This is a genomic window from Endozoicomonas sp. PH6C (genome assembly GCF_059322965.1).
This window is the reverse complement of sequence record NZ_CP185342.1, coordinates 602,680-623,687: the sequence shown is the minus strand read 5'-3', so window position 1 is coordinate 623,687 and position 21,008 is coordinate 602,680. Positions and strand designations below refer to the sequence as shown.

The following is a 21,008-nucleotide window of genomic DNA, read 5'->3' as shown; positions in this document are numbered from 1 at the left end:
GATCAGCCTCTTTGGGTAAACGCACACTAAACTGGACCGACTTTCCTTTAATCTTGGTCAGGCTTAAATGCTTTTTCAGAGTCCGGTTTCTGAAAAGATTTCCTCTTCCCCGTCCGACGCTGAGGTATTTCTTTGATAAGCTGATGGAGGGTTTGCAGGTGCAGTTAGGGTGGATCGACTGTCTCTTTCTTCATAGGGTGGCGGTTGCATTGAAATAATGGGCGGATAAGAATGGCTACCGGCATCTTCATCAGCCCGGAGTAAACCCTGAAGCACGGGAGTACTTTCAGGCTGGTCTATTACTGGCAAATGTCTGCGACAGACATCATCTGCCTCAGTTATACGACGACACCGGATACTGCAGCCATCGTTCCGATATGCACTGACTGCTGGGTAAGCCAGACAACCAATACTGGAGCCAGTAATGCCACCGATAATAAGTCCTGTGGGACTAGTTCCACTTCCAATAGTGGCAACACTCCCTAAAAGGCAACCAACAGCACCTCCAAGGCCTGTAGAAATTCCAGTAGAAATCCCGTGTCTTCGAGCACTTTGCAACGTCGGGTCCTGGCAAATACATTCTACTATTGTTGCACTTCCTGCTACCTGCATCACATCCTACCCCCATTAATGATTTATGTTGTCATTATTCAATTGGACTAAAGTATCTGAAAAAAGTTCCTCAGTTTTTGTCAGAAAACATCCAGAGCCTTTGAGAGTGAGTTAATACTTTAAATGCTTTTTCAAACCGTAGTTTCTGAAAAAATTTCCTCTTGCCCATCCGGCGCTGAGTCATGTCGTTGGTAGGGAGGCGGAGGATCTGCAGGTGTGGTCAGGGTGGCTCGACTGTCTCTTTCTTCATAGGGTGGCGGTTGCATTGAAATAATGGGCGGATAAGAATGGCTACCGGCGTCTTCATCAGCACGGAATGACCCCTGAAGCATGGGGTTACTTCCGGGTTGGTTCATTACTGGCAGATGTCTGTGACAGGCGACGTTTGTCTCAGTTATACGACGGCAGCGGATAGTGCAGCCTTCAGTCCGGTATGCACTACAAGCCGCGTAAGACAGACCACCAAGACAGCAACCAGAAGAGCACCCGATAAGAAATCCTGCGTAAGTACTTGCGGTTGCGAGAGGCAGCGCATTCCCGGTGAAGCCAGCAATCAGGCCTCCACAACATGCAGAAGTTCCGCCAAGAATGCCGTGTTTTCGAGCAGTTTTCGTCGTTGGGTCTGGGCAAATACATTCTAATATTGTTGCACTTCCTGATACCTGCATAACATCCTACCTCCATTAATGATTTATGTTGTTATTACTTTATTGGACTAATGTACATTAAAAAAGTTCCTCAGTTTTTGTCAGAAAAGTGAATTTTTCTCTCTGTCAACAATCACGGAGCAGCAGGGATCATTGCTTAGTGTCTGACAGGCACAGTCTCTGATATGTGATGCATGGGAATAGCGTGACGGAACCCGGAAAGGTTCATTATTCGGTGTCAACAAGGACAATCAATGAAATGGCGCTCTCGTAGGGAATCGAACCCCAATCTCAGCCTCCGGAGGGCCGCGTGTTATCCGTTACACCACGAGAGCATCGTCTGGCGTAGCCCCGACGGGGCTGAGGCAGGTTAGAATCCCTGTCCAGCTGAGCTACGACTGTTTAAAAGCCAATTGACTTCAGGGCTTTCAGCGGAGGCCAATATTACTGATCAGCTTCCTGCCTGTCTATGGCTTTTTGCCGCAAATACGGTTTTAGGCACTGGTACCTCAAGCTGAACAGGTTTTGGTGGATTCGTCAACTGTCTGCTAATAACCTTTCCTGGCAGCCGGGGTCCTGCATGCATAAGCGTGTCTTGTCTGGTGGAAATACCTGTGACCAACCTTTTTTGCTTTTTCAAACGCCCTATCCGAGGTGACGTAAGATTCAGCATTTGCCATGAACTCAGGGAACTGATGAGAAAAGATGAAATCTGATCTGGACGAACATGACACTGCCTTCTATACATCAAGCACAAATCTCAAAGCAGCACTTAATCACAAATTCAGGGACTGCCAAGTAGATGCATTCCTGTGGATTTTTTTGTGACGCTTGCTCTCTTTATTAAAATCAAAATGGTGTAGCTGTTTATGCGCTTGTTTATTTTTTTAGTTTTCAACTTAATTTTAACAATAGGGTACGCTGACGTATGTCCAATTTGTCTGCATGAAATTATCAGTGGTCAGCAAAGTACCAGCCTTTGTTGCGGACATGATTTTCATAAGGATTGTATAGAGACATTGCGATCAAATCATCGTGATCTGTTATGCCCGGTTTGCAGGCAGCGATCCCGAGTACACCATGGTGCAAGTTCGGGAGATCATAGTGTTTGTTTTGGGCAAGAACCTGCGGTTGAGGCACTTTCCAGACCAGAGCTTCAGGCAAATATGATTGTCGAGCTACAAAACAAACCGGCAAGTCCTAAATTATTATCTGCAGCAGCTCTATTTGTACAATCACAACTCCATTGTCCACCAAGAGACGATAATGACAGAAGATTATACAAAACATTACTTGATTTGTTCTTTCAGCGTTTTTCAGAGTTAAGCGAAGCCGATCGGTGGAAATCAGTAGAAGCTTTTCGAATGTTAATGGATATAACATGCAAGCCAGAGACACAGACTCAGACAGAGAATCAGACAGAGACTCGGACAGAAACTCAGACAGAGACTCAGATTCAGACTCAGACAGTGGCAGAGACAGTGGCAGAGGCAGAGACAGAGACAGAGACAGAGACACAATGACAGCTGATTTTATTTAGCAAAATCGCCGCGTAAACCCTCGCCCAATCGAGGGTGTCGCAAATAAAGAAGCACCAATGTTTATATTTCGACAAATAGTTCAATACAATCAATCTGTTAAACAATTAGCTGATATGACAAACGTTTTGATCTATAATCCGCGTTGCTTAAAAACAATTCGGTTGCTGGCGGTGCCCTGAGCACACAATAATAAGATCATCGCAATGGTTTATTCAGGTCCACCAGATCTAACCATAAGCAGCATAAGCGTTGAGATGCCCGACGTAGCCAAGTGCCACTGGCCAATTACAGTAAATTGTGCCACTGACTCATTACATGGTGCCGCGGGCCTTTGTCGATATAGGGGATAAGTGAGTGTCTCGGGTAACTCAAATACGTACGTTAATTGCCTTGGTCGGAGGCCTGTTTTCCGTCCTGGCGTTCGCCAAGCCTGTTGAGCTGGATGATATTTCCCGTAAAGAAGTAGCCGAGCGCATCGCTCCTCTTGGCTCTGTGTGTCTTGAAGGTGAAGAGTGTGCTGCCAATGCCGGTGCTACTGCCAGCACCGCCAGTGGTCCTCGTTCCGGTGAGCAGATCTTCAACCAGTTCTGTACTGCCTGCCATACTTCCGGTCTGCTTGGCGCTCCCAAGAAAGGCGACAAGGCTGTCTGGGAAACCAAACTGGCTGCAGCGGGTGATTTCAGCAAGCTGCTGGGTAATGCCATCAAAGGTGTCGGCAGCATGCCTCCAAAAGGAACCTGCGGAGATTGCTCTGACGAAGAGATCAGCAACGCCATTGAATTCATGAGTGGCCTCAAGCCCTGATACGCTTCAGTGTTGTCAGCTTCGCTGGCTCTCAGGCCAGTGGACTGACAAAGCCTTCCGGCTTAACAGCCAGAATTGAACAGTAGATATTGTTCAGAATATTCTCAGCCGTATTCCCCATCAGTACTCCACGGGCATGACGGCTCAGAGTTCCCATAACGATCAGATCCACATTAATTTCGTTGGCCAAATTCTCTATTTCTCTGGCAGCGTTGCCTTTCAACAGGTGTACTTTTACTCTGTCAGATTCAGGATCAATGCCCGCATCAACCAGAGTCTTATCCAGTCTCTGCTGATAGCGCTGATGAGTGCTCTCCTGAAGATCATAGATCTCCTCATCACCCAACATCCTCAATGCAGGCTGGTTCAACGGCAGGTTCCAGACTGTCACTATATGCAGCTCAGCGTCTTCCTGACTGCTGAGATAGTGACCATGAAGGAGCAGATTTCTATTCAGGGCCACCGCATCAGAGTCCGGGTCACCGACATCGACCGCTACCAGAATCTTGCCGGTGAAATCAGGCAGCTGATCCCTGCAGGCCATCATCAACACAGGGACCGGACATTTTCTTAGCAGCGCCAAGTCATTACCAGTTAACTGATTACGAACCAATGCCCCAGAGGGATCTGCAAGCTTGATAACCAGGTCTACACCAAATTCTTCAATTAAACCCGCAATGAGCTGTCTTGGCTTGCCAGCGACAATATGAACTTCGGCTTCAATGCCTTCTTCCCACGCCAGTTGCCTGAACTTCTCGGCATCCAGTTCCAACTGCTTTCTCATGGCAGCCTCCAGCTTGCTTTCCAGAGGTATGAACTGAAGCTTGCGCATAATTTCCAGGCTTTGATCAAAAAAGGCCATGATAAGTCTGGCGTGGTTATCAGCCACCAGCCTAAAGGCCTGTCTTAACTCGAGCTCGCTGGTATGACTTCTGGTAATGGCCACCATAACGGTCTTGAAAGCATGCATAGTCAACCCCATACAGTTCGCATCGGGCTTGTCGAATTACGTGCCGCCATTCCGCGACAAGCTCAGAACGAACGAAGTGTGTATATCAGTTCCTGGCTGCACCGGAAGCAAGACTCCAGAAAACGCCTCAGATCATCTCACCAATAACCGGAATAATAGACAGCACCAGTAAAAGCGCCATAGTGATGTTAAATGCCCTTTGATAAGACGGCTGTTGCAACACCTTTTTCAGACGAACACCAAAAAATAACCAGACGCCTACGCAGGGAATCGCAGCGACCAGAAAGGCCAGGGCAATGACAATCACTTGCAGAAATACATCTCCGGACACTGTTGTATAAGCAGCCACGGCACCTGTCGCCATAATCCATGCCTTCGGGTTTACCCACTGAAACAGGGCTGACTGTATAAAAGTCAGTGGTCTGGACTTGCCGCCATTTAAATCGGCAGGTGCAGACTTTGCGATGAGCCAGGCAAGGTATAGAAGATAAGCGACACCCAGAACCTTGATAATATCGTGAAGCACTGGAAAAAGATCAAACACCGCCCCCAGCCCCAAACCCACAAACAACACCATCAGAGGAAAGCCAAGACAGATGCCCAAAAAATGGGGGATGCTCTGTCGGGTGCCATAATTCATCCCCGAGGTCATGATCATGACATTATTGGGTCCCGGAGTAATCGTACTGGAAAAAGCAAAAGCCAGCAGGGACCACAAAACGATGCTCAACTCGCCACTCATTATGAAACTCCCGTTACTGTTATCTGGCCTTTGAGGAAGAGTACAGCGGCTCCACGCAGCAACACCCTGTCCTCAACCCATTCACACCCCAGCTCCCCCGTTCTTCGGGAAATCTGTTCAGCTTTGAGTGTTCTTTTGCCCAATAGTCCAGACCAATAAGGAGTTAGCATAGTATGAGCTGAACCGGTGACCGGATCTTCTTTATGAATGGGAAGCACTTTCATTATTTGTTCCTTTCTTCGGTTGTCCGATCAAAAACGATTTGGACTCTCTTGTTTTGTTTGCCTTTACTTTCAACCGGCATAAATTGTCACCATACAATTTTGTTTTTATTTTGCTTTTTTCATTTGATTGCAGTTTATAGGCTGCTTAAAATGGTTCAATCCTTTTATTGTCACCATGACAATCATGTAAATAGCTGAATCTATGATCGACTGGCAACCTGATCTGGATCGTTTTTCCGGTCCCAAATACAAAGCGCTGGCTGACGCTATAGAAGAAGCCATAAAGGAGGGCAAGCTAAACAGTGGCGACCGGCTGCCCACACATCGCTCTCTATCTGAGCAACTGGGTGTCACCATCGGGACAATTACACGTGGCTACGCTGAAGCTGAACGACGGCGGCTTATCATCGCAAGAGTGGGAAGTGGTACATTTGTTCTTGGCAAGGTCTGGGAAAAAAGAGATTTCTCTATTCCAGAGCCCCGGGAATCCGACCTGATCGACCTTAGCCTCAGCTTGCCCGTCCCGGCCAACCGAGAACAAACCCTGGCCAGGAGCCTAAGTTCAATAGCCGAAAAATGGCAACAATTGTCGCCTTTACTGGATTACCATCCGGAAACGGGCATCCCCCGGCACCGTGAGACCATAGTTCGCTGGATGGGCTATCACGGAATGAAAGCGGCGCCAGACAATATTCTGATAACATCCGGTGGCCAGAACGCTAACATGCTTACCCTCCAGGGTCTCATGAGGCCCGGAGATGTTATCGCGTCAGAATATCTGACCTACCGCGGATTTATTAATGCCGCCAGACACTGGCAGCTTCGCCATATGGGTTTGGCCATGGATCAGCACGGTCTGACGCCTGAGGCGCTGGAGCAATGTTGTGATCAATTCAAACTCCGTCTTCTCTACCTGACGCCAAACCTTCAGAACCCGACGGCCACTTTAATGCCACTGGCCAGGCGTCAGGAAATTCTGGACGTTGCTGCTGCGCATAACCTTGTGATTCTTGAAGACGATGTGCAGTTTATTCCACCTGAAAACCGCTTACCGTCTCTCTATAGCCTTGCGCCGGAACGAGTGGTGTACACTTCAAGTTTTTCCAAATTCCTGGCGGGAGGGCTGAGAGTCGGTTTTATTTGCAGCCCGAAAGACTTGAACCTCAAAATCAGAATTGCCATGCAAAACAATTATTGGAGCGCACCGCCACTGATGTCAGAAGTGGTAACGGAATGGATTGACTCCGGGGAAGCCCGGCAACTGACAGACTGGCAGCGGGAAGAAATCCTGCACCGGCAGGACATTCTGAAAGAAACTATCGGGCACCTTGATATTCAGTCACAACCTTATAGTTTTTATGCCTGGCTGAGACTGCCAGAACCCTGGCGGGCAGAAACATTTGTCCAACAGCTGGAAAGTAAAAATGTTAAAGTGTTGCACTCTGAAGTTTTTGCGGTTGGCAGCTCGGCTGCGCCTCAGGCCGTGAGAATCTGTATTAGCAGTCCATCATCAAGAGATCAACTCAGAAGAGGACTGGAAACCATCAGCGAACTTCTGGCCTCTGACCCCAAACCTGTTTTCAGACCCATTGTCTTTTAAATGGTTTTTTTAGATGAAACAACTGAATACTTTCTGGCTTAACAGTGGCCTGGCTTTGGCAGGCTGGCTGGTGTGCATGACAACCCGATCAACCTGGGCTGTTGCCGCAGCAGTCATCATTCTGATAGTACACTTCTTTACCTACGGCTCATGGAAAAAAGAGCGGGAGATTATGTTTATTACCCTGATTCTCGGTAGCGCCCTGGACAGTGTGATGAGCAATATAAGCGTTCTTCAATTTGCCGGTGAGAGTCGAATTCTTCCACCATGGCTGGCTTGTATCTGGATAATGCTGGGACTGACCATCCGTCATAGTCTGAGCTGGGCAGGTAAAAGCAGACTGACAGGCAATCTGTTTCTTATTATTTTGAGTGCAGCACATTACTTCCTGTTGTTAGAGTTTACCTATGTTTCTTCCTGTCTGCCCACATGGCAGGCAGTGGCTATTCTTTCAATATCCGCAACAATAATTATTAATATTATTCTGACATTCTCTGATGTCTGGTGGGAAAAATATCGTCTCCAGAACCCGAAATAATCTCACCTGTTATTGAGTCTGAAAAATCACTGCTATCGAATTTCTGCCACAAAAACAGGCTCGAAAAAAGCCTGCTCTCAAATACGCTTACACAAAAGTATCACTTTAGTTACATAAACTATTGTAATATGCCGTCATTTCTGTGTAGCCTGACAACATTTCCGGGCGATGAGCTCTAGATGACATAGTGCGCGAAAATAAAAAAGGAAAGTATTTGATGACCGTCTCAGCCCCCCCTGTTAATGCCAGCAACTTTCTGACTCAAAAGGCAGCTGATATGAAGTCCTGGTTCGAGTCCGGGACCCAACCCATAGAAGGCCTCAATGTTCGTAAAATGCCGGCCCGTGCAGAGCCTCTTGAATACATAGCGAGCGAGGGAAAAACCAAAAACAAGGCTCGCTTCAAACTGATTGTCAGTAAGAACTTTAAGCTTTGGTCGATGGATCTTGAAATGAGTTTTTTCTGCCAGCCCTGGCTAAGCAATGACGGCATAGCCAACCCACCTGGTTTACTTTTCTCAGTCATTGATGACGAAGGTACGATTCACCCCATTGAATACCTGCCAACAGTGTTCGATTATGAAGAAGAGGATATGAATGCACCACAATGGTTCAGCTTCTGGATTCAAAAAATTCTGAAAAGACCTTCAATCAAAATTGTCTTTGCCTATAAACAACTGATTTTCTCTGAGCTTGATGACTAAAGCGCCCTTTCATTTACCATGATACGTCCAGAAACAATAATAAGAACCGGAGCCTGTTTTGAATAATCATAACAAAAGGCTCCTTTCTTTTTATTTCCGGACAGGTGAAAAATATCTGCTATTACTTAATAAAAACAGGCAGAGCCTTCTTTCTCCGAAAATACTGGATTAGTAACATACGTTTTCAGCCATCTAACTTTTTGGAAGGAAAATAATGAATCGTTTACTCCTGCTTTTCTTCACTGCTTCACTATCACTCTTCTCATATTCAGAATTCAGTCACTATACTCATCGCTGGGTTGCCGTATTTGACTCAAGTATTGTTAAAAACTGCGATGCAGAACTACTGATCGAAAAGCTGGACAAACTCTCTTCAGAGGTGACGATATCACTGGTACGCCCCTTCGGATCCTGCGGCATTGTTTTTCTTTCCGATTCATCGCTGGATATTGAAAGCCTGACTCAGCAGGACCCATCCATTCGATATATTGAACCAGATGGCCTTAACCAAATTCTGCCGGAAATGACACCCATTAATTAGCAACAAAACATAAGAGAACGATAATTAAAACAATTCCCTTCTAAAGAATGATGACAGCACTAACAACCTGGTAGCCTGTTATCTGGCATTGATTCCCGGGACTCCGGCTCTCCCACTGCTTGCTTCTACTTCTATTAGTGCTAAAGTGCATGGTTTTTCCATTTTATCCCTCTTGAGCATTTTAATGACCTCCCAGTACACCAACAACATCAAGCTGACTGAATACAGCCATGGCGCAGGATGCGGCTGCAAAATTTCGCCACAAATTCTCGATGGCATTCTAAAAACCAACCTTCAGCTGCCTGACTTCCCCGGACTGATTGTCGGTAACTCCAGCAAGGACGATGCCGCTGTTTTTGACCTCGGAAATGGTGAAGGCTTGATCAGCACCACTGACTTTTTCATGCCTATTGTTGATGATCCCTTCGATTTTGGACGAATCGCTGCCACCAATGCGATCAGTGATATCTACGCCATGGGAGGTAAGCCCATGATGGCTATTGCCATTCTGGGCTGGCCAGTGAATAGGCTGCCCCCTGAAATTGCCGCAAAAGTTGTCGATGGCGGTCGTCGGGCTTGTGCTGATGCCGGTATTCCTTTGGCAGGTGGGCACAGCATTGATGCACCGGAGCCTATTTTCGGACTGGCGGTCACTGGCAAAGTACCGCTAGAGCAGCTCAAGCGCAATGACCAGGCCCGGGCAGGTAGCAAGCTTTACCTTACCAAGCCTCTTGGTGTCGGTATTCTCACCACAGCCCAGAAGAAAAAGCTGCTCAGGGACGAACACAGCCACCTGGCTCGTGATGCCATGTGCACACTTAACAAAATTGGCTCAGAGCTGGCGCAATTACCGGGTATCAGTGCCATGACCGATGTCACAGGATTTGGTCTGCTGGGTCATCTGATTGAAGTCTGTGAAGGCAGCGAAGTAGCGGCCAATATCAGAATGAGCGCTCTATCACTACTCCCCCACGTCAGTGAATACCAACTACAAGGTTGCATTCCGGGCGGTACTGTACGCAATTTTGACAGTTATGGGCATAAAGCCGGGATCATCACAGAAGAGCAAAAACAACTCCTGTGTGATCCACAGACCAGTGGTGGCTTACTGGTCGCTGTGGACAGGGAAAGCGAAGAAGCGTTTCTGGCCATCACCCGGCAGCATGGTCTTTCACTGGAGTCTATTGGTGAGCTGGAAGAATATTCAGAGGGCCCTTTAGTGAGGGTTCAGATATAAGAGGCCAAAAAAAAAAGCCCGACAATGTCGGGCTTAAAAATCGGTTTAAATTGTACGGTTACCGTATTCGCTCGAAGGTTTTTTGGGCGGATCAGCAGTAACGTTTGATGGGACCTCTTCTATTTCACCACCGGACTTAAGAAAGGCCTCTACCTGAGCGTTAAGACTCTCTCTGAGTTTTTTCCGGGATTCAACTGTGCGTTGATCAGCGGGTTCGTCTCGACTCCCCAGATAACTGATATCAACCCCGTCAAAACCAGCAGCAGCTTTTTTCGGCGTTTTCCGTGCCATAGCTATTTCCTCTTGGATACTGGTCAATGGAGCAATCTGTGCTCCAACCCATATTTTAAGACTTTAGTTCCGATTTTTTTTAGTTATAGTCCAGCGTTGGTAAAACGCCAGTCGGTTCGAGTCCTCCATTGATATACTGCTGTTAAAAAAGACCAATGAAATTATAATTACCTATATAGACGGCCTTGTAAAGTCGCAATCAAGCGACGTTTTCCGCCGCGCTTTTTGTGCTCTCCTAACCAGAGTCCCTGCCAGGTCCCGAGATTAAATCGGCCCCCGGTAACAGGTATCATCACACTGGCACCCCACAAGCTTGATTTTATATGGGCCGGCATATCATCAGCCCCCTCAAGAACATGGCGATAGTAGTCGGCACTATCCGGAATAGCTTGAAGGGAAAATGTTTCCATATCATGACGAACATCCGGATCTGTATTCTCATTCAGAGTAAGGGACGCGGATGTGTGCTGAATAAAGATATGAGCCAGACCCACCTGATAGAGTGAAAGCTCGGGAAGCTTTGACTCCAGCTCATCAGTGATAAGATGGAAGCCCCTGTCTTTTTCCGACAGTTGAATCAGTTTCTGAAACCAACTCATATCAAGTCTTCTCCTGTTTTGCCGAACTGCATTGGGCATTAAGCCCTTTTGGATAGCTTAACAGGCCTGTTTAATGATTCAGAGATTTTGGTTTGCTTTCATACTGCCTCTTTCTTTTCTGACAGCACTGTCTCACGCCAACGATTTGAATAGCTTTGGCTGTGACTTTCTTGCTATGCAGGCTTTCTATATGGAAGAACTGGGAGTCAGTGGTGTCACTATTGTTCATCTGACACAAAAGATGGATAAGCCCGAAATAAAGGGCTTTACCAAACCGCTCGGGCCGAAAAAGTACCTGATAGCCTTGGCAGAAGGACTCGAACCCAGTGAAATAAGAGTCACCATGGCTCATGAACTGGTGCATGTCCGGCAGCTGGAAGAAGGCTCAATCGAAAACAGTGAGTTTAAAAAGCATTATCTGGACCGAAGCTTCGAAGATGAAGCCTTCCGGCTAAGCCTGCCATTAGCTGCCCAATTCTACACCAGCCATTCATGTAATGATGAAAATCAGGCAAAGCAACACTGAACGAAGGGGTAGTAGAGTATTTTCCAGCTCAGGGGCGTCGATAGTTGCGCCGTCTATTGATGACAACCTCTCCGAACTTATTGATCTACCCGCTGTTATAGTCTACTTTTTGGATATACAAAATATATATACAGGACTAAAAATGGAAACCAGTGTATTTAGAAACAACCGTTCACAGGCGGTCAGAATCCCCAAAGAGCTTGAGCTGCCAGAAGGCACAAATCGTGTCAGGATCTCCAAACGTGGAGAATCTATACTGATCACTCCGATAAAAGGAGACTGGGACTCATTCTTTCAGATGGTTGATGAAAACGCTGTTGAGTTTGAGCGTCAGCCTCAACCCGACATGCAGGCCAGAGATCTGGGGGATTGGGGCGAATGAAATATATGCTGGATACCAACATGGTTATCTTCGCTATGCAAAAAGACGACCCCAGGCAAGTACGCCAAAAGATAACCAGCCACAATGGTGATATGTTCATTTCCTCAATCACCTATGATGAGCTGATGTTCGGTGTTTATAACTCAGACAGCGAAAAACGAAAGCAGACCAAAATCATTATACTAAACGAGTTTCTCATGAGGGTGTCCATTTTGCCCTTTGATGAAAAAGCCTCCGATCACTCAGCCAATATCCGGCAACACCTTTGCTCAAGAGGCCAGCAAGTCGGCGTATACGACAATCTCATTGCGGGTCATGCCCGAAGTCTTGGCATGACATGCATCACCAACAATACCCGTGAATTCGCCAGGGTACCCTCTCTGCTCGTGGAAGACTGGACCAATGTAAAAACACAAAAAACCAGCAGAAAAAGGTCATTGAGTTCAAACTGATCTACGAAAGAGCCTTGTGTAACTGCCAGAGTTCACCGCTGATTCAATTGCTAAAAGTTGAGTCTGTCAGTTAAACAGGGTCGAGAGATAATCCAGAGGCGCATAGAACTTTTTCCACTGAGTCCAGCCGGTCTCTGAAAAGCCTTCTTCCATTGGATAGCCATAAACGACGTAGTTTGAAAGACTGTTGATGAGAGCGAAGGTCAATGCAGGCACCAGAGTGACACCGGCTCTGATAAATGGGTTGTTTGAGGTTATCTTCGAACTGCCGAACATAAGCAGGACTCCAACTCCGCCCACAGCTGAGGATCCGAGTCCGACTCCGAATCCGGCTCCTAATCTGGCCAAGGCTCCGGCTGAGGTCGTGGCACTGGCTATGGCTATGGCTCCAGCTACGGCCCCGGCTTCGGCTCCAGCGCCGGCTCCGGTTATAGCTCCGACTTCTGCTCCGGCTCCTGCTACGGCTCCGGCTCCGGCAAAAGTTCCTGCTAAAGCTGCGATTCCGACTCCGGCTAAGGCTCCAGCTTCAGCCTTTAACTGTTCCCCCGCATCAATTGTTAACAATGAAAAAATTCCCGAGAGGCTACCCGCAATTGCTGCGCTGACAGCGGAAGCAAGAGTCGCTTTTGCCGGACTGAAGCCTTTATAGATCATGGCTTCATAGGCGACAGCGCCTGCCATAATCCCATTGACCACAGACAATGTCGTGTACCCTCCAGCCGCATACCATTCAGTTGTAGTATTTCTCACGCTCATTTTTCTTAGAATTACCGCCGAAAAAGCGCTGGCTCCAGTTCTTAATAATGCTTCGGACGCAAGGTAGATCAGGACTGTATCAGGTATCTTCCCACTCGTTTTCGTTGTGGCCGCATAAGCTGCCATTACAGCACCGGCAAAATATAGGGGTTTCCACCAGCGCTGCTCCAGGGGCCAGGGAGACACATGCCCAGCCAACGCCACTTCGGTGCTGGTCATCAGGGGGGCCAGCTGCAAACAGAAATCCGTTTTCAACTTCTTCAGCTCTTTTGTATCCGATTCAGTCAGATCATATGTGCTTGAAAGCCCCGAGACTATTCCCGCTGTTTTACACACACCCCACCAGATACCCAGGTTGAGCAGGGTAGACAGAGAGAATCCAGCAATGTTTACCGTTAACTCAAGCCCGTTTGCCACCAGTGCGGTGTCATTAAAAGGCTCAAGAAAATCAAAATCATTTTTTAAGGGGAGACTGGCTTGTGCCGTCGTATAAAGCAAACACAAAAGGAATGGAAACAGGTTGAATGACTTTCTCATGGTAATTTGCCAGATGCAGCTACTGAACCGAAAATATAGACCTAAATGGAGGTATGGATGACAAAATCCTTAACTACCAAGTGTGCAGTGCAGATAAGGCAGCAAACACATATTGAGGCTCTGTTACTGAGGTCTCACCACGGCCTGATGATTAACTCCCTGTTAACTTCAGGGGCACTTCGGGTAAATGGATTTGAAAGTTGAGTCTGTCATTTAAACAGAGTCGAGAGATAATCCAGAGGCGCATAGAACTTTTTCCACTGAGTCCAGCCTGTCTCTGAAAAACCTTCTTCCAGTGGATAGCCATAAACGACGTAGTTTGAAAGACTATTAATAACAGCGAAGGTCAACGCAGGCACCAGAGTGACACCGACTTTAATAAACGGGTTGTTCGAGGTTATCTTCGAGCCGCTCAAGATAAGCGGGGCTGTGACTCCGCCGAGAGCGGAGCCTCCAAGTCCGGCTCCAAGTCCGGCTCCAAGTCCGGCTCCGAGTCCGGCTCCGAGTCCGGCTCCGAGTCCGGCTCCGAGACCAGCTCCGAGTCCAGCTCCGAATACGGCTGCTGTCATAGCTCCAGATAAAGCTCCGATAGTTGTGATTCCGGTTACAGTTCCGGTAATAGCTCCGGTTACAGCTCCGATTGCGGTTACAGCACCGGTTAAGGCTCCGGTTACGACTCCAGCTCCGGTTACGACTACGGTCTTTGTCTGTCCGTCCACATCAATTTTTAACTCTGGAATAATGCCCGATAAGGTACCCGCAATGGCTGCGCTGACAGCAGAAGCAAGAATCACTTTTGCTGGCCTGAAGCCTTTATGGATCATGACTTCATAGGTGACATCTCCTGCCGTAGACCCGCTGATCATAGACAATAATGCGTATTGACCAACCGCATACCATTCAGCGGTAATGTCCCTAACGCTCATTTTTCTTAGAATTAACGTCGAAATAGCGCTGGCTCCGGTTCTTGATATTGCTTCGAATGCAAGGTAGGTTAAAACCACGACAGGTACCTGCTCCCTCCTCTTAAAAGCGGCGTAAGCTGCCATTCCTGCACCGGCAAAATACAGGGGTTTCCACCAGCACTGTTGCAGGGGCCAGGGAGACACATGCCCGGCCAGCGCCACTTCGGTGCTGGTCATCAGAGGGGCCAGCTGCAAACAGAAATCCGCTTTCAACTTCTCCAGCTCTTTTGTATCCGGTTCAGCCAGATCATATTTGCCTGAAAGCCCGGTCAGTATTCCCGCTGTTTTACATACACCCCACCATATACCCAGGTTGAGCAGGGTAGACAAAGAGACTCCAGCAATGCTTCCCGTTAACTCAAGCCCGTTTGCTACCAGTGCGGTGTCATTTAAAGGCTCAAGAAAATCAAAATCATTTTGTGATGGAGGACTGGCCTGTGCTGTCGTATAAAGCAAACACAAAAGTAACTGAAACAGGTTGGATAGCTTTCTCATGGTGATCTGTCAGATGCAGCTACTGAACCGGAAATATAGACCCTAAACGCAGCTATGGATGAAAAAATCCTTAACTCCAACGTGCGCTGTAAATAAGGCAGTTAACACATACCGAGGCTCTTTTACCCTGAGGCTGGTGGTTAACTTCCTGTTAACCTCAGGAGCACTTCGAGTGTCTGTCATCTAAACAGGGTCGAGAGATAATCCAGGGGCGCATAGAACTTTTTCCACTGAGTCCAGCCGGTCTCTGAAAAACCTTCTTCCAGTGGATAGCCATAAACGGCGTAGTTTGAAAGACTATTGATAAGAGCGAAGGTCAATGCAGGCACCAGGGTGACACCGGCTTTGATGAACGGGTTGTTTGAGGTTATCTTCCAATTGCCGAACATTAGCAAGGCTGCGACTCCACTTAAGGTAAGGGTTCCGGCTCCGATTCCGCCTGAGATTCCATTACTGACTTCTGCTGAGGCTCCAGCTCCGAGTCCGGCTCCGGCTCCGGCTCCGGCTCCGAGTCCGGCCAGGGTTCCTGCACATGCTCCTCCTCCGGCAACAGCTCTGACTACAGATTTGATTGTGGCTGTGGGTATAACTTCAGCTCCGAATCTGGCTAAGGCTATGGCTAAGAGTCCAGCCCCGAGTCCGGCTATGGCTCCAGCTTCGATTCCGGCTAAGGCTCCAGTTACGATTATGGTGAGGGCCTGCGTCTGTCCGTCCACATCAATCGTTAGCATTGAAATAACTCCCGAGAGGATACCCGCAATCGCTGAGCTGACAACAGAAGCAAGAGCCGCTTTTGCTGGACTGAAGCCTTTATGGATGATGACTTCATAGGCGACAGAGCCCGCCATAACCCCATTCATCGCAGAAAATATCATGTATTCCCAAGCGGCATACCTTTCAGCTTTAATATCTCTCACGTTCATTTTCCTTAGAATTAAGGTCGAAATAGCGCTGGTTCCAGTTCTTGATATCGCTTCGGACGCAAGGTAGGTCAAAACTGCGACAGGTATGTGCTTCCTCGTTTTCGTAACACTGGCGTAAGCTGCCATTCCTGCACCGGCAAAATACAGGGGTTTCCACCAGCGCTGTTCCAGGGGCCAGGGAGATACACGCCCGGCCAACGCCACTTCGGTGATGGTCACCAGGGGGGCCAGCTGCAAACAGAAATCTGTTTTCAACTTCTCCAGCTCTTTTGTATCCGATTCAGTCAGATCATATGTGCTTGAAAGCCCGGAGACTATTCCCGCTGTTTTGCATACACCCCACCATATACCCACATTGAGCAGAGTAGACAAAGAGACTCCGGCAATGCTTGCCGTTAACTCAAGCCCGTTTGCCACCAGTGCGGTGTTATTTAAAGGCCCAAGAAAATCAAAATCATTTTTTAAGGGGAGACTGGCCTGTGCCGTCGTATAAAGCAAACACAAAAGTAAAGGAAACAGTTTGAATGACTTTCTCATGGTGACCTGCCAGATACAGTTACTGAACGGAAAATATAGACTCTTAACAGAGCTACGGATGACAAAATCCTTAACTACAACGTGCGGTGCAGACAAGGCAGCAAACACATATTGAGGCTCTGCTAATGAGGTCTCACAACAGCCTGATGGTCTACTTCCTGTTAACCTCAGGGGCGCTTCGAGTAAATGGATTTGAAGGTTGAATCTGTCAGTTAAACAGAGTCGAGAGATAATCCAGGGGCGCATAGAACTTTTTCCACTGAGTCCAGGCGGTCTCTGAAAAACCTTCTTCCAGTGGATAGCCATAAACGGCGAGGTTCGAAAGACTATTGATAACAGCGAAAGTCAACGCGGGCACCAGAGTGACACCGGCTTTGATAAACGGGTTGTTTGAGGTTATCTTCCAATTGCCGAACATAAGCAAAGCTGCGACTCCGCTAAAGGTAAAGGCTCCGGCTGTGACTCCGGCTCCGATTATGCCTCTGATTACTGCTGAAGCTGAAGCCCCACCTCCGATTCCGGCTATGGCACCCGCACATGCTCCTGCTCCGGCTATAACTGCGACTACAGCTTTGATTCCGGCTGCATCTCCGGCTATGGCTCCAGCTCCGGCTATGGCTGTGGCTCCAGCTCCGGCTATGGCTCCAGCTACAATTCCGGCTAAGGCCTGTGCCTGTGCGTCTACCTCAATGGTTAATACTGAAATAACTCCCGAGAGGGTACCTGCAATCGCTGAGCTGACAACAGAAGCAAGAGCCGCTTTTGCTGGCCCAAAGCCTTTATGGATGATGGCTTCATAGACGACAGCGCCTGTCATAATCCCATTGATCAAAGACAACAATGAGTATTCCCAGGAGGCATACGTTTCAGTTGTAATATTCCTCACACTCACTTTTCTTAGAATTAACGCCGAAATAGCGCTGCCTCCAGTTCCAGATACCGCTCCGGACGCGAGGTAGGTCAAGACTGCGACGGGTAAGTGCTCCCTGGTTTTCGAAGCAATAGTGGCGTAAGCTGCCATTCCTGCACCGGCAAAATACAGGGGTTTCCACCAGCGCTGCTCCATGGGCCAGGGAGACACATGCCCGGCCAGCGCCACCTCGGTGGTGGTCACCAGCGGGGCCAGCTGCAAACAGAAATCTGTTTTCAACTTCTCCAGCTCTTTTGTATCCGGTTCAGCCAGATCATATGTGCTTGAAAGCCCGGAGACTATTCCCGCTGTTTTGCATACACCCCACCATATACCCACATTGAGCAGGGTAGACAAAGAGACTCCGGCAATGCTTGCCGTTAACTCAAGTCCGTTTGCCACCAGTGCGGTGTTATTTAAAGGCCCAAGAAAATCAAAATCATTTTTTAAGGGGAGACTGGCCTGTGCCGTCGTATAAAGCAAACAGAAAAGTAAAGGAAACAGTTTGAATGACTTTCTCATGGTGACCTGCCAGATACAGTTACTGAACGGGAAATATAGACTCTTAACAGAGCTAAGGATGACAAAATCCTTAACGTGCGGTGCAGATAAGGCAGCAAACACATATTGAGGCTCTGTTAATGAGTTCTCACCACAGCCTGATGGTCTACTTCCTGTTAACCTCAGGGGCGCTTCGAGTAAATGGATTTGAAGGTTGAATCTGTCAGTTAAAGAGAGTCGAGAGATAATCCAGAGGCGCATAGAACTTTTTCCACTGAGTCCAGGCGGTCTCTGAAAAACCTTCTTGCAGTGGATAGCCATAAACGGCGAGGTTCGAAAGACTATTGATAAAAGCGAAAGTCAACGCGGGCACCAGAGTGACACCGGCTTTAAAAAGTGGGTTGTTTGAGGTTATCCTGGAACTTTCCAACATAAGCAAGGCTGCGAATCCGGCAAAGGTAAAAGATCCAACTTCGGCTCCAACTAAGGCTACTAATCTCTCTCTGAACCCGGCAGGAGCTGCGGCTGGAGCTGCGCCTGTGGCTGTAGCTGTCGCTGCGGCTGAAGCTGCAGCTGTGACTGTGAGTACAGCTGCGGCCCCGGCTCCTAATCCTGCTCCTGCTCCGAGTCCGATTCCCGCTCCGGCTACAGCTCCAGCTAAAACTCCGATCCCGGCTTTGGCCAATGTCTCTCCGTCCACATCAATTGTTAACAATGAAATAATTCCCGAGAGGCTACCCGTAATCGCTGCGCCAACAACAGAAGCAAACATTGCTTTTGTTGGCCTGATACCTTTATGGATCATGGTTTCATAGACGACAGCACCTGCCATAACCCCATTAATCAGAGACAATATTGCGTATTCCCCAGCCGCATACCATTCAGTCACCATATCCCTTACGCTCATTTTTCTTAGAACTAATGTCGAAATAGCGCTGGCTCCAGTTCTTGATGCCGCTTCGGATGCAAGGTAGATCAAGACTGCGACAGGTACATGCTTCCTCGTTTTCGTACTACCGGCGTAAGCTGCCATTCCTGCACCGGCAAAATACAGGGGTTTCCACCAGCGCTGTTCCAGGGGCCAGGGAGACACATGCCCGGCCAGCGCCACTTCGGCGGTAGTCACCAGGGGGGCCAGCTGCAAACAGAAATCCGTTTTCAACTTCTCCAGCTCCTTTGTATCCGATTCAGCCAGATCATATGTGCTTGAAAGCCCCGAGACTATTCCCGCTGTTTTGCATACACCCCACCATATGCCCACATTGAGCAGGGTAGATAAAGAGACTCCGGCAATGCTTCCCGTTAACTCAAGCCCTTTTGCAACCAGTGCAGTGTCATTAAAAGGCTTAAGAAAATCAAAATCATTTTGTGAGTGGGGGCTGGCCTGTGCCGTCGCATAAAGCAAACATAAAAGCAATGGAAACAGGTTGAATGACTTTTTCATGGTAATTTTCCCAGTACAGCTAATGAACGGGAAATATAGACCCTAAACGGAGCTATGGATGACAAAATCCTAAGGCAGCAGACACATAGCGAGGCTCTGTTACTGAAGTCTCATCACGGCCTGATGGTCTGCTTCCTGTTAGCCTCAGGGGCACTTCGAGTAAATGGAATTGAAAGTTGATTCTGTCAGTTAAACAGAGTCGAGAGATAATCCAGGGGCGCATAGAACTTTTTCCACTGGGTCCAACCAGTCTCTGAAAAGCTTTCTTCCATTGGATAGCCATAAACGGCGAAGTTTGAAAGACTGTTGATAACAGCGAAAGTCAACGCAGGCACCAGAGTGACACCGGCTTTAATAAGCGGGTTGTTTGAGGTTATCCTGAAACTGCCCAACATAAGCAAGGCTGCAACTCCGCCAAAGGCAAAAGCTCCAGCTATGGCTCCAGCTGCGGCTTCGACTCCTGCTCTGAAATCGGCTTTGGCTATGACTGTGGCCGTTGCTGTGGCTTTGGCTATGGCTGCGGCTATGATTGTGGCTTTAGCTGCGGCTGCGGCCACAGCTCCGACATCTGCTCCGATTCCGACTACTACTCCGGCCAGAGCTCCGACTAGAACTCCGATCCCGGCTTTGGTCTCTGTCTGTCCGCCCACATCAATTGTTAATAATGAAATAAAACCCGAGAGGGTACCGGCAATCGCTGCGCTGACAACAGAAGCAAGAATCGCTTTTGCTGGCCTGAAACCTTTATGGATCATAGCTTCATAGGCGACAGTACCTGCCATAACCCCATTAATCACAGACAATATTGGGTATTCCCCAGCCGCATACCAATCAGTTACCACTTCCCTCAGGCTCATTTTTCTTAAAGCTAACGCCGAAATAGCACTGGCTCCAGTTCTTGATACCGCTTCGGACGCAAGGTAAATCAAGACTGCAACAGGTATGTACTCCCTCCTTTTCGTACTGCCGGCATAAGCTGCCATTCCTGCACCGGCAAAATACAGGAGTTTCAACCAGCGCTGCTCCAGGGGCCAGGAAGATACACGCCCGGCCAGCGCCACCTCTGCGATAGTCACCAAGGGGGCCAGCTGCAAACAGAAATTCGTTTTCAACTTCTCCAACTCCATTGCATCCGATTCAGTCAGACTGTGTGTGCTTGAATGCCCGAAAGCTATTCCTGCTCTTTTACATACACCCCACCATATACCCACATTGAGCAGGGTAGACAAAGAGACTCCGGCAATGCTTTCTGTTAACTCAAGCCCGTTTGTCACCAGTGCGTTGTCATTAAGAGGCTTAAGAAAATCAAAATCATTTTGTGAGGGGGGGCTGGCCTGTGCCGTCGTATAAAGCAAGCACAAAAGTAACGGAAACAGGTTGAATGACTTTCTCATTCTGATTTGCCAGATACAGTTCCTGAACGGGAAATATAGACTCTAAACGGAACTATGGATGACAAATATAGACATTCAGTGTCAGTCGTTTTTACGCCTTCTGTAGTTTTTATTATCCGGTGATGTTCTGTCAGGTA

Annotated in this window: 23 protein-coding genes and 1 tRNA gene; 10 read left to right on the top strand and 14 right to left on the bottom strand. The window is 48.1% G+C overall.

The window, feature by feature from the left end; genetic code table 11:
- Positions 1-75 precede the first annotated feature (75 nt).
- The 3 genes from ACOMG9_RS02555 to ACOMG9_RS02545 form a co-directional block, all read right to left on the bottom strand.
- The gene (locus ACOMG9_RS02555; protein ID WP_494529708.1) at positions 76-558 is read right to left on the bottom strand and encodes a hypothetical protein; all 483 of its coding nucleotides are present in this window, start codon (positions 556-558) and stop codon (positions 76-78) included.
- A gap of 185 nt (positions 559-743) precedes the next feature.
- Positions 744-968 carry a hypothetical protein gene (locus ACOMG9_RS02550; RefSeq protein ID WP_448215636.1) on the bottom strand — a complete coding sequence of 75 codons (225 nt, stop codon included), beginning with the start codon at positions 966-968 and terminating at the stop codon, positions 744-746.
- Positions 969-1,519: 551 nt separating this feature from the next.
- A tRNA-Arg gene (locus tag ACOMG9_RS02545) sits at positions 1,520-1,594 on the bottom strand.
- A 534-nt stretch (positions 1,595-2,128) separates the two neighbouring features.
- On the opposite strand from ACOMG9_RS02545, the gene ACOMG9_RS02540 reads away from it, so the two are divergent.
- A complete protein-coding gene (locus ACOMG9_RS02540; protein ID WP_494529707.1) occupies positions 2,129-2,782 on the top strand; it encodes an RING finger domain-containing protein in 654 nt (217 codons plus the stop codon).
- A gap of 372 nt (positions 2,783-3,154) precedes the next feature.
- Positions 3,155-3,604, top strand: a complete 450-nt coding sequence (locus tag ACOMG9_RS02535; RefSeq protein ID WP_448215634.1) for a c-type cytochrome — start codon at positions 3,155-3,157, stop codon at positions 3,602-3,604.
- Positions 3,605-3,635: 31 nt separating this feature from the next.
- On the opposite strand, the gene ACOMG9_RS02530 is transcribed toward ACOMG9_RS02535, so the two are convergent.
- The 3 genes from ACOMG9_RS02530 to ACOMG9_RS02520 form a co-directional block, all read right to left on the bottom strand.
- The gene (locus ACOMG9_RS02530; protein ID WP_422136786.1) at positions 3,636-4,574 is read right to left on the bottom strand and encodes a universal stress protein; all 939 of its coding nucleotides are present in this window, start codon (positions 4,572-4,574) and stop codon (positions 3,636-3,638) included.
- A gap of 127 nt (positions 4,575-4,701) precedes the next feature.
- A complete protein-coding gene (locus ACOMG9_RS02525; protein WP_448215633.1) occupies positions 4,702-5,316 on the bottom strand; it encodes a LysE family translocator in 615 nt (204 codons plus the stop codon).
- Entirely contained in the window at positions 5,316-5,540 is a 225-nt protein-coding gene (locus tag ACOMG9_RS02520; protein WP_448215632.1) for a PhzF family phenazine biosynthesis protein, read from the bottom strand. Before ACOMG9_RS02520 ends, ACOMG9_RS02525 begins: the two co-directional genes overlap by 1 nt.
- Before the next feature lie 202 nt (positions 5,541-5,742).
- Here ACOMG9_RS02520 and ACOMG9_RS02515 point away from each other — a divergent pair, with 202 nt between their 5' ends.
- From ACOMG9_RS02515 to selD, 5 genes are all read left to right on the top strand, one after another.
- Complete coding sequence (locus ACOMG9_RS02515) at positions 5,743-7,140, top strand: aminotransferase-like domain-containing protein (protein ID WP_448215631.1); 1,398 nt, start codon at positions 5,743-5,745, stop codon at positions 7,138-7,140.
- Between the two features lie 13 nt (positions 7,141-7,153).
- Complete coding sequence (locus tag ACOMG9_RS02510; RefSeq protein WP_448215630.1) at positions 7,154-7,678, top strand: DUF2878 domain-containing protein; 525 nt, start codon at positions 7,154-7,156, stop codon at positions 7,676-7,678.
- Positions 7,679-7,895: 217 nt separating this feature from the next.
- Complete coding sequence (locus tag ACOMG9_RS02505; RefSeq protein ID WP_448215629.1) at positions 7,896-8,381, top strand: hypothetical protein; 486 nt, start codon at positions 7,896-7,898, stop codon at positions 8,379-8,381.
- A gap of 214 nt (positions 8,382-8,595) precedes the next feature.
- Positions 8,596-8,922: a hypothetical protein gene (locus ACOMG9_RS02500; protein ID WP_448215628.1), complete on the top strand. Its 327-nt coding sequence runs from the start codon at positions 8,596-8,598 to the stop codon at positions 8,920-8,922.
- A gap of 184 nt (positions 8,923-9,106) precedes the next feature.
- Entirely contained in the window at positions 9,107-10,159 is a 1,053-nt protein-coding gene (gene selD / locus ACOMG9_RS02495) for a selenide, water dikinase SelD (RefSeq protein WP_448215627.1), read from the top strand.
- 45 nt (positions 10,160-10,204) lie between these two features.
- Here selD and ACOMG9_RS02490 read toward each other — a convergent pair whose 3' ends face one another.
- Together ACOMG9_RS02490 and ACOMG9_RS02485 are read right to left on the bottom strand one after the other, a co-directional pair.
- The gene (locus ACOMG9_RS02490) at positions 10,205-10,450 is read right to left on the bottom strand and encodes a hypothetical protein (protein ID WP_422136778.1); all 246 of its coding nucleotides are present in this window, start codon (positions 10,448-10,450) and stop codon (positions 10,205-10,207) included.
- 167 nt (positions 10,451-10,617) lie between these two features.
- Positions 10,618-11,049 carry a secondary thiamine-phosphate synthase enzyme YjbQ gene (locus ACOMG9_RS02485; protein ID WP_422136777.1) on the bottom strand — a complete coding sequence of 144 codons (432 nt, stop codon included), beginning with the start codon at positions 11,047-11,049 and terminating at the stop codon, positions 10,618-10,620.
- Between the two features lie 73 nt (positions 11,050-11,122).
- On the opposite strand from ACOMG9_RS02485, the gene ACOMG9_RS02480 reads away from it, so the two are divergent.
- From ACOMG9_RS02480 to ACOMG9_RS02470, 3 genes are all read left to right on the top strand, one after another.
- Positions 11,123-11,575: an ImmA/IrrE family metallo-endopeptidase gene (locus ACOMG9_RS02480; RefSeq protein ID WP_448215626.1), complete on the top strand. Its 453-nt coding sequence runs from the start codon at positions 11,123-11,125 to the stop codon at positions 11,573-11,575.
- A 142-nt stretch (positions 11,576-11,717) separates the two neighbouring features.
- The gene (gene vapB, locus ACOMG9_RS02475; RefSeq protein WP_317143578.1) at positions 11,718-11,957 is read left to right on the top strand and encodes a type II toxin-antitoxin system VapB family antitoxin; all 240 of its coding nucleotides are present in this window, start codon (positions 11,718-11,720) and stop codon (positions 11,955-11,957) included.
- Complete coding sequence (locus ACOMG9_RS02470) at positions 11,954-12,409, top strand: PIN domain-containing protein (protein ID WP_448215625.1); 456 nt, start codon at positions 11,954-11,956, stop codon at positions 12,407-12,409. Before vapB ends, ACOMG9_RS02470 begins: the two co-directional genes overlap by 4 nt.
- Before the next feature lie 66 nt (positions 12,410-12,475).
- Here the strand turns inward: ACOMG9_RS02470 and ACOMG9_RS02465 are convergent, their stop codons facing one another.
- The 6 genes from ACOMG9_RS02465 to ACOMG9_RS02440 form a co-directional block, all read right to left on the bottom strand.
- Positions 12,476-13,702: a hypothetical protein gene (locus ACOMG9_RS02465; protein ID WP_448215624.1), complete on the bottom strand. Its 1,227-nt coding sequence runs from the start codon at positions 13,700-13,702 to the stop codon at positions 12,476-12,478.
- Between the two features lie 209 nt (positions 13,703-13,911).
- On the bottom strand, positions 13,912-15,162 hold the full coding sequence (locus tag ACOMG9_RS02460; RefSeq protein WP_448215622.1) for a hypothetical protein: 1,251 nt from the start codon (positions 15,160-15,162) through the stop codon (positions 13,912-13,914).
- 179 nt (positions 15,163-15,341) lie between these two features.
- The gene (locus ACOMG9_RS02455; RefSeq protein WP_448215621.1) at positions 15,342-16,622 is read right to left on the bottom strand and encodes a hypothetical protein; all 1,281 of its coding nucleotides are present in this window, start codon (positions 16,620-16,622) and stop codon (positions 15,342-15,344) included.
- 208 nt (positions 16,623-16,830) lie between these two features.
- Positions 16,831-18,054 carry a hypothetical protein gene (locus ACOMG9_RS02450; protein WP_448215620.1) on the bottom strand — a complete coding sequence of 408 codons (1,224 nt, stop codon included), beginning with the start codon at positions 18,052-18,054 and terminating at the stop codon, positions 16,831-16,833.
- A 202-nt stretch (positions 18,055-18,256) separates the two neighbouring features.
- The gene (locus ACOMG9_RS02445) at positions 18,257-19,477 is read right to left on the bottom strand and encodes a hypothetical protein (protein ID WP_448215619.1); all 1,221 of its coding nucleotides are present in this window, start codon (positions 19,475-19,477) and stop codon (positions 18,257-18,259) included.
- A gap of 185 nt (positions 19,478-19,662) precedes the next feature.
- The gene (locus ACOMG9_RS02440; protein ID WP_448215618.1) at positions 19,663-20,871 is read right to left on the bottom strand and encodes a hypothetical protein; all 1,209 of its coding nucleotides are present in this window, start codon (positions 20,869-20,871) and stop codon (positions 19,663-19,665) included.
- Between the last annotated feature and the right edge of the window lie 137 nt (positions 20,872-21,008).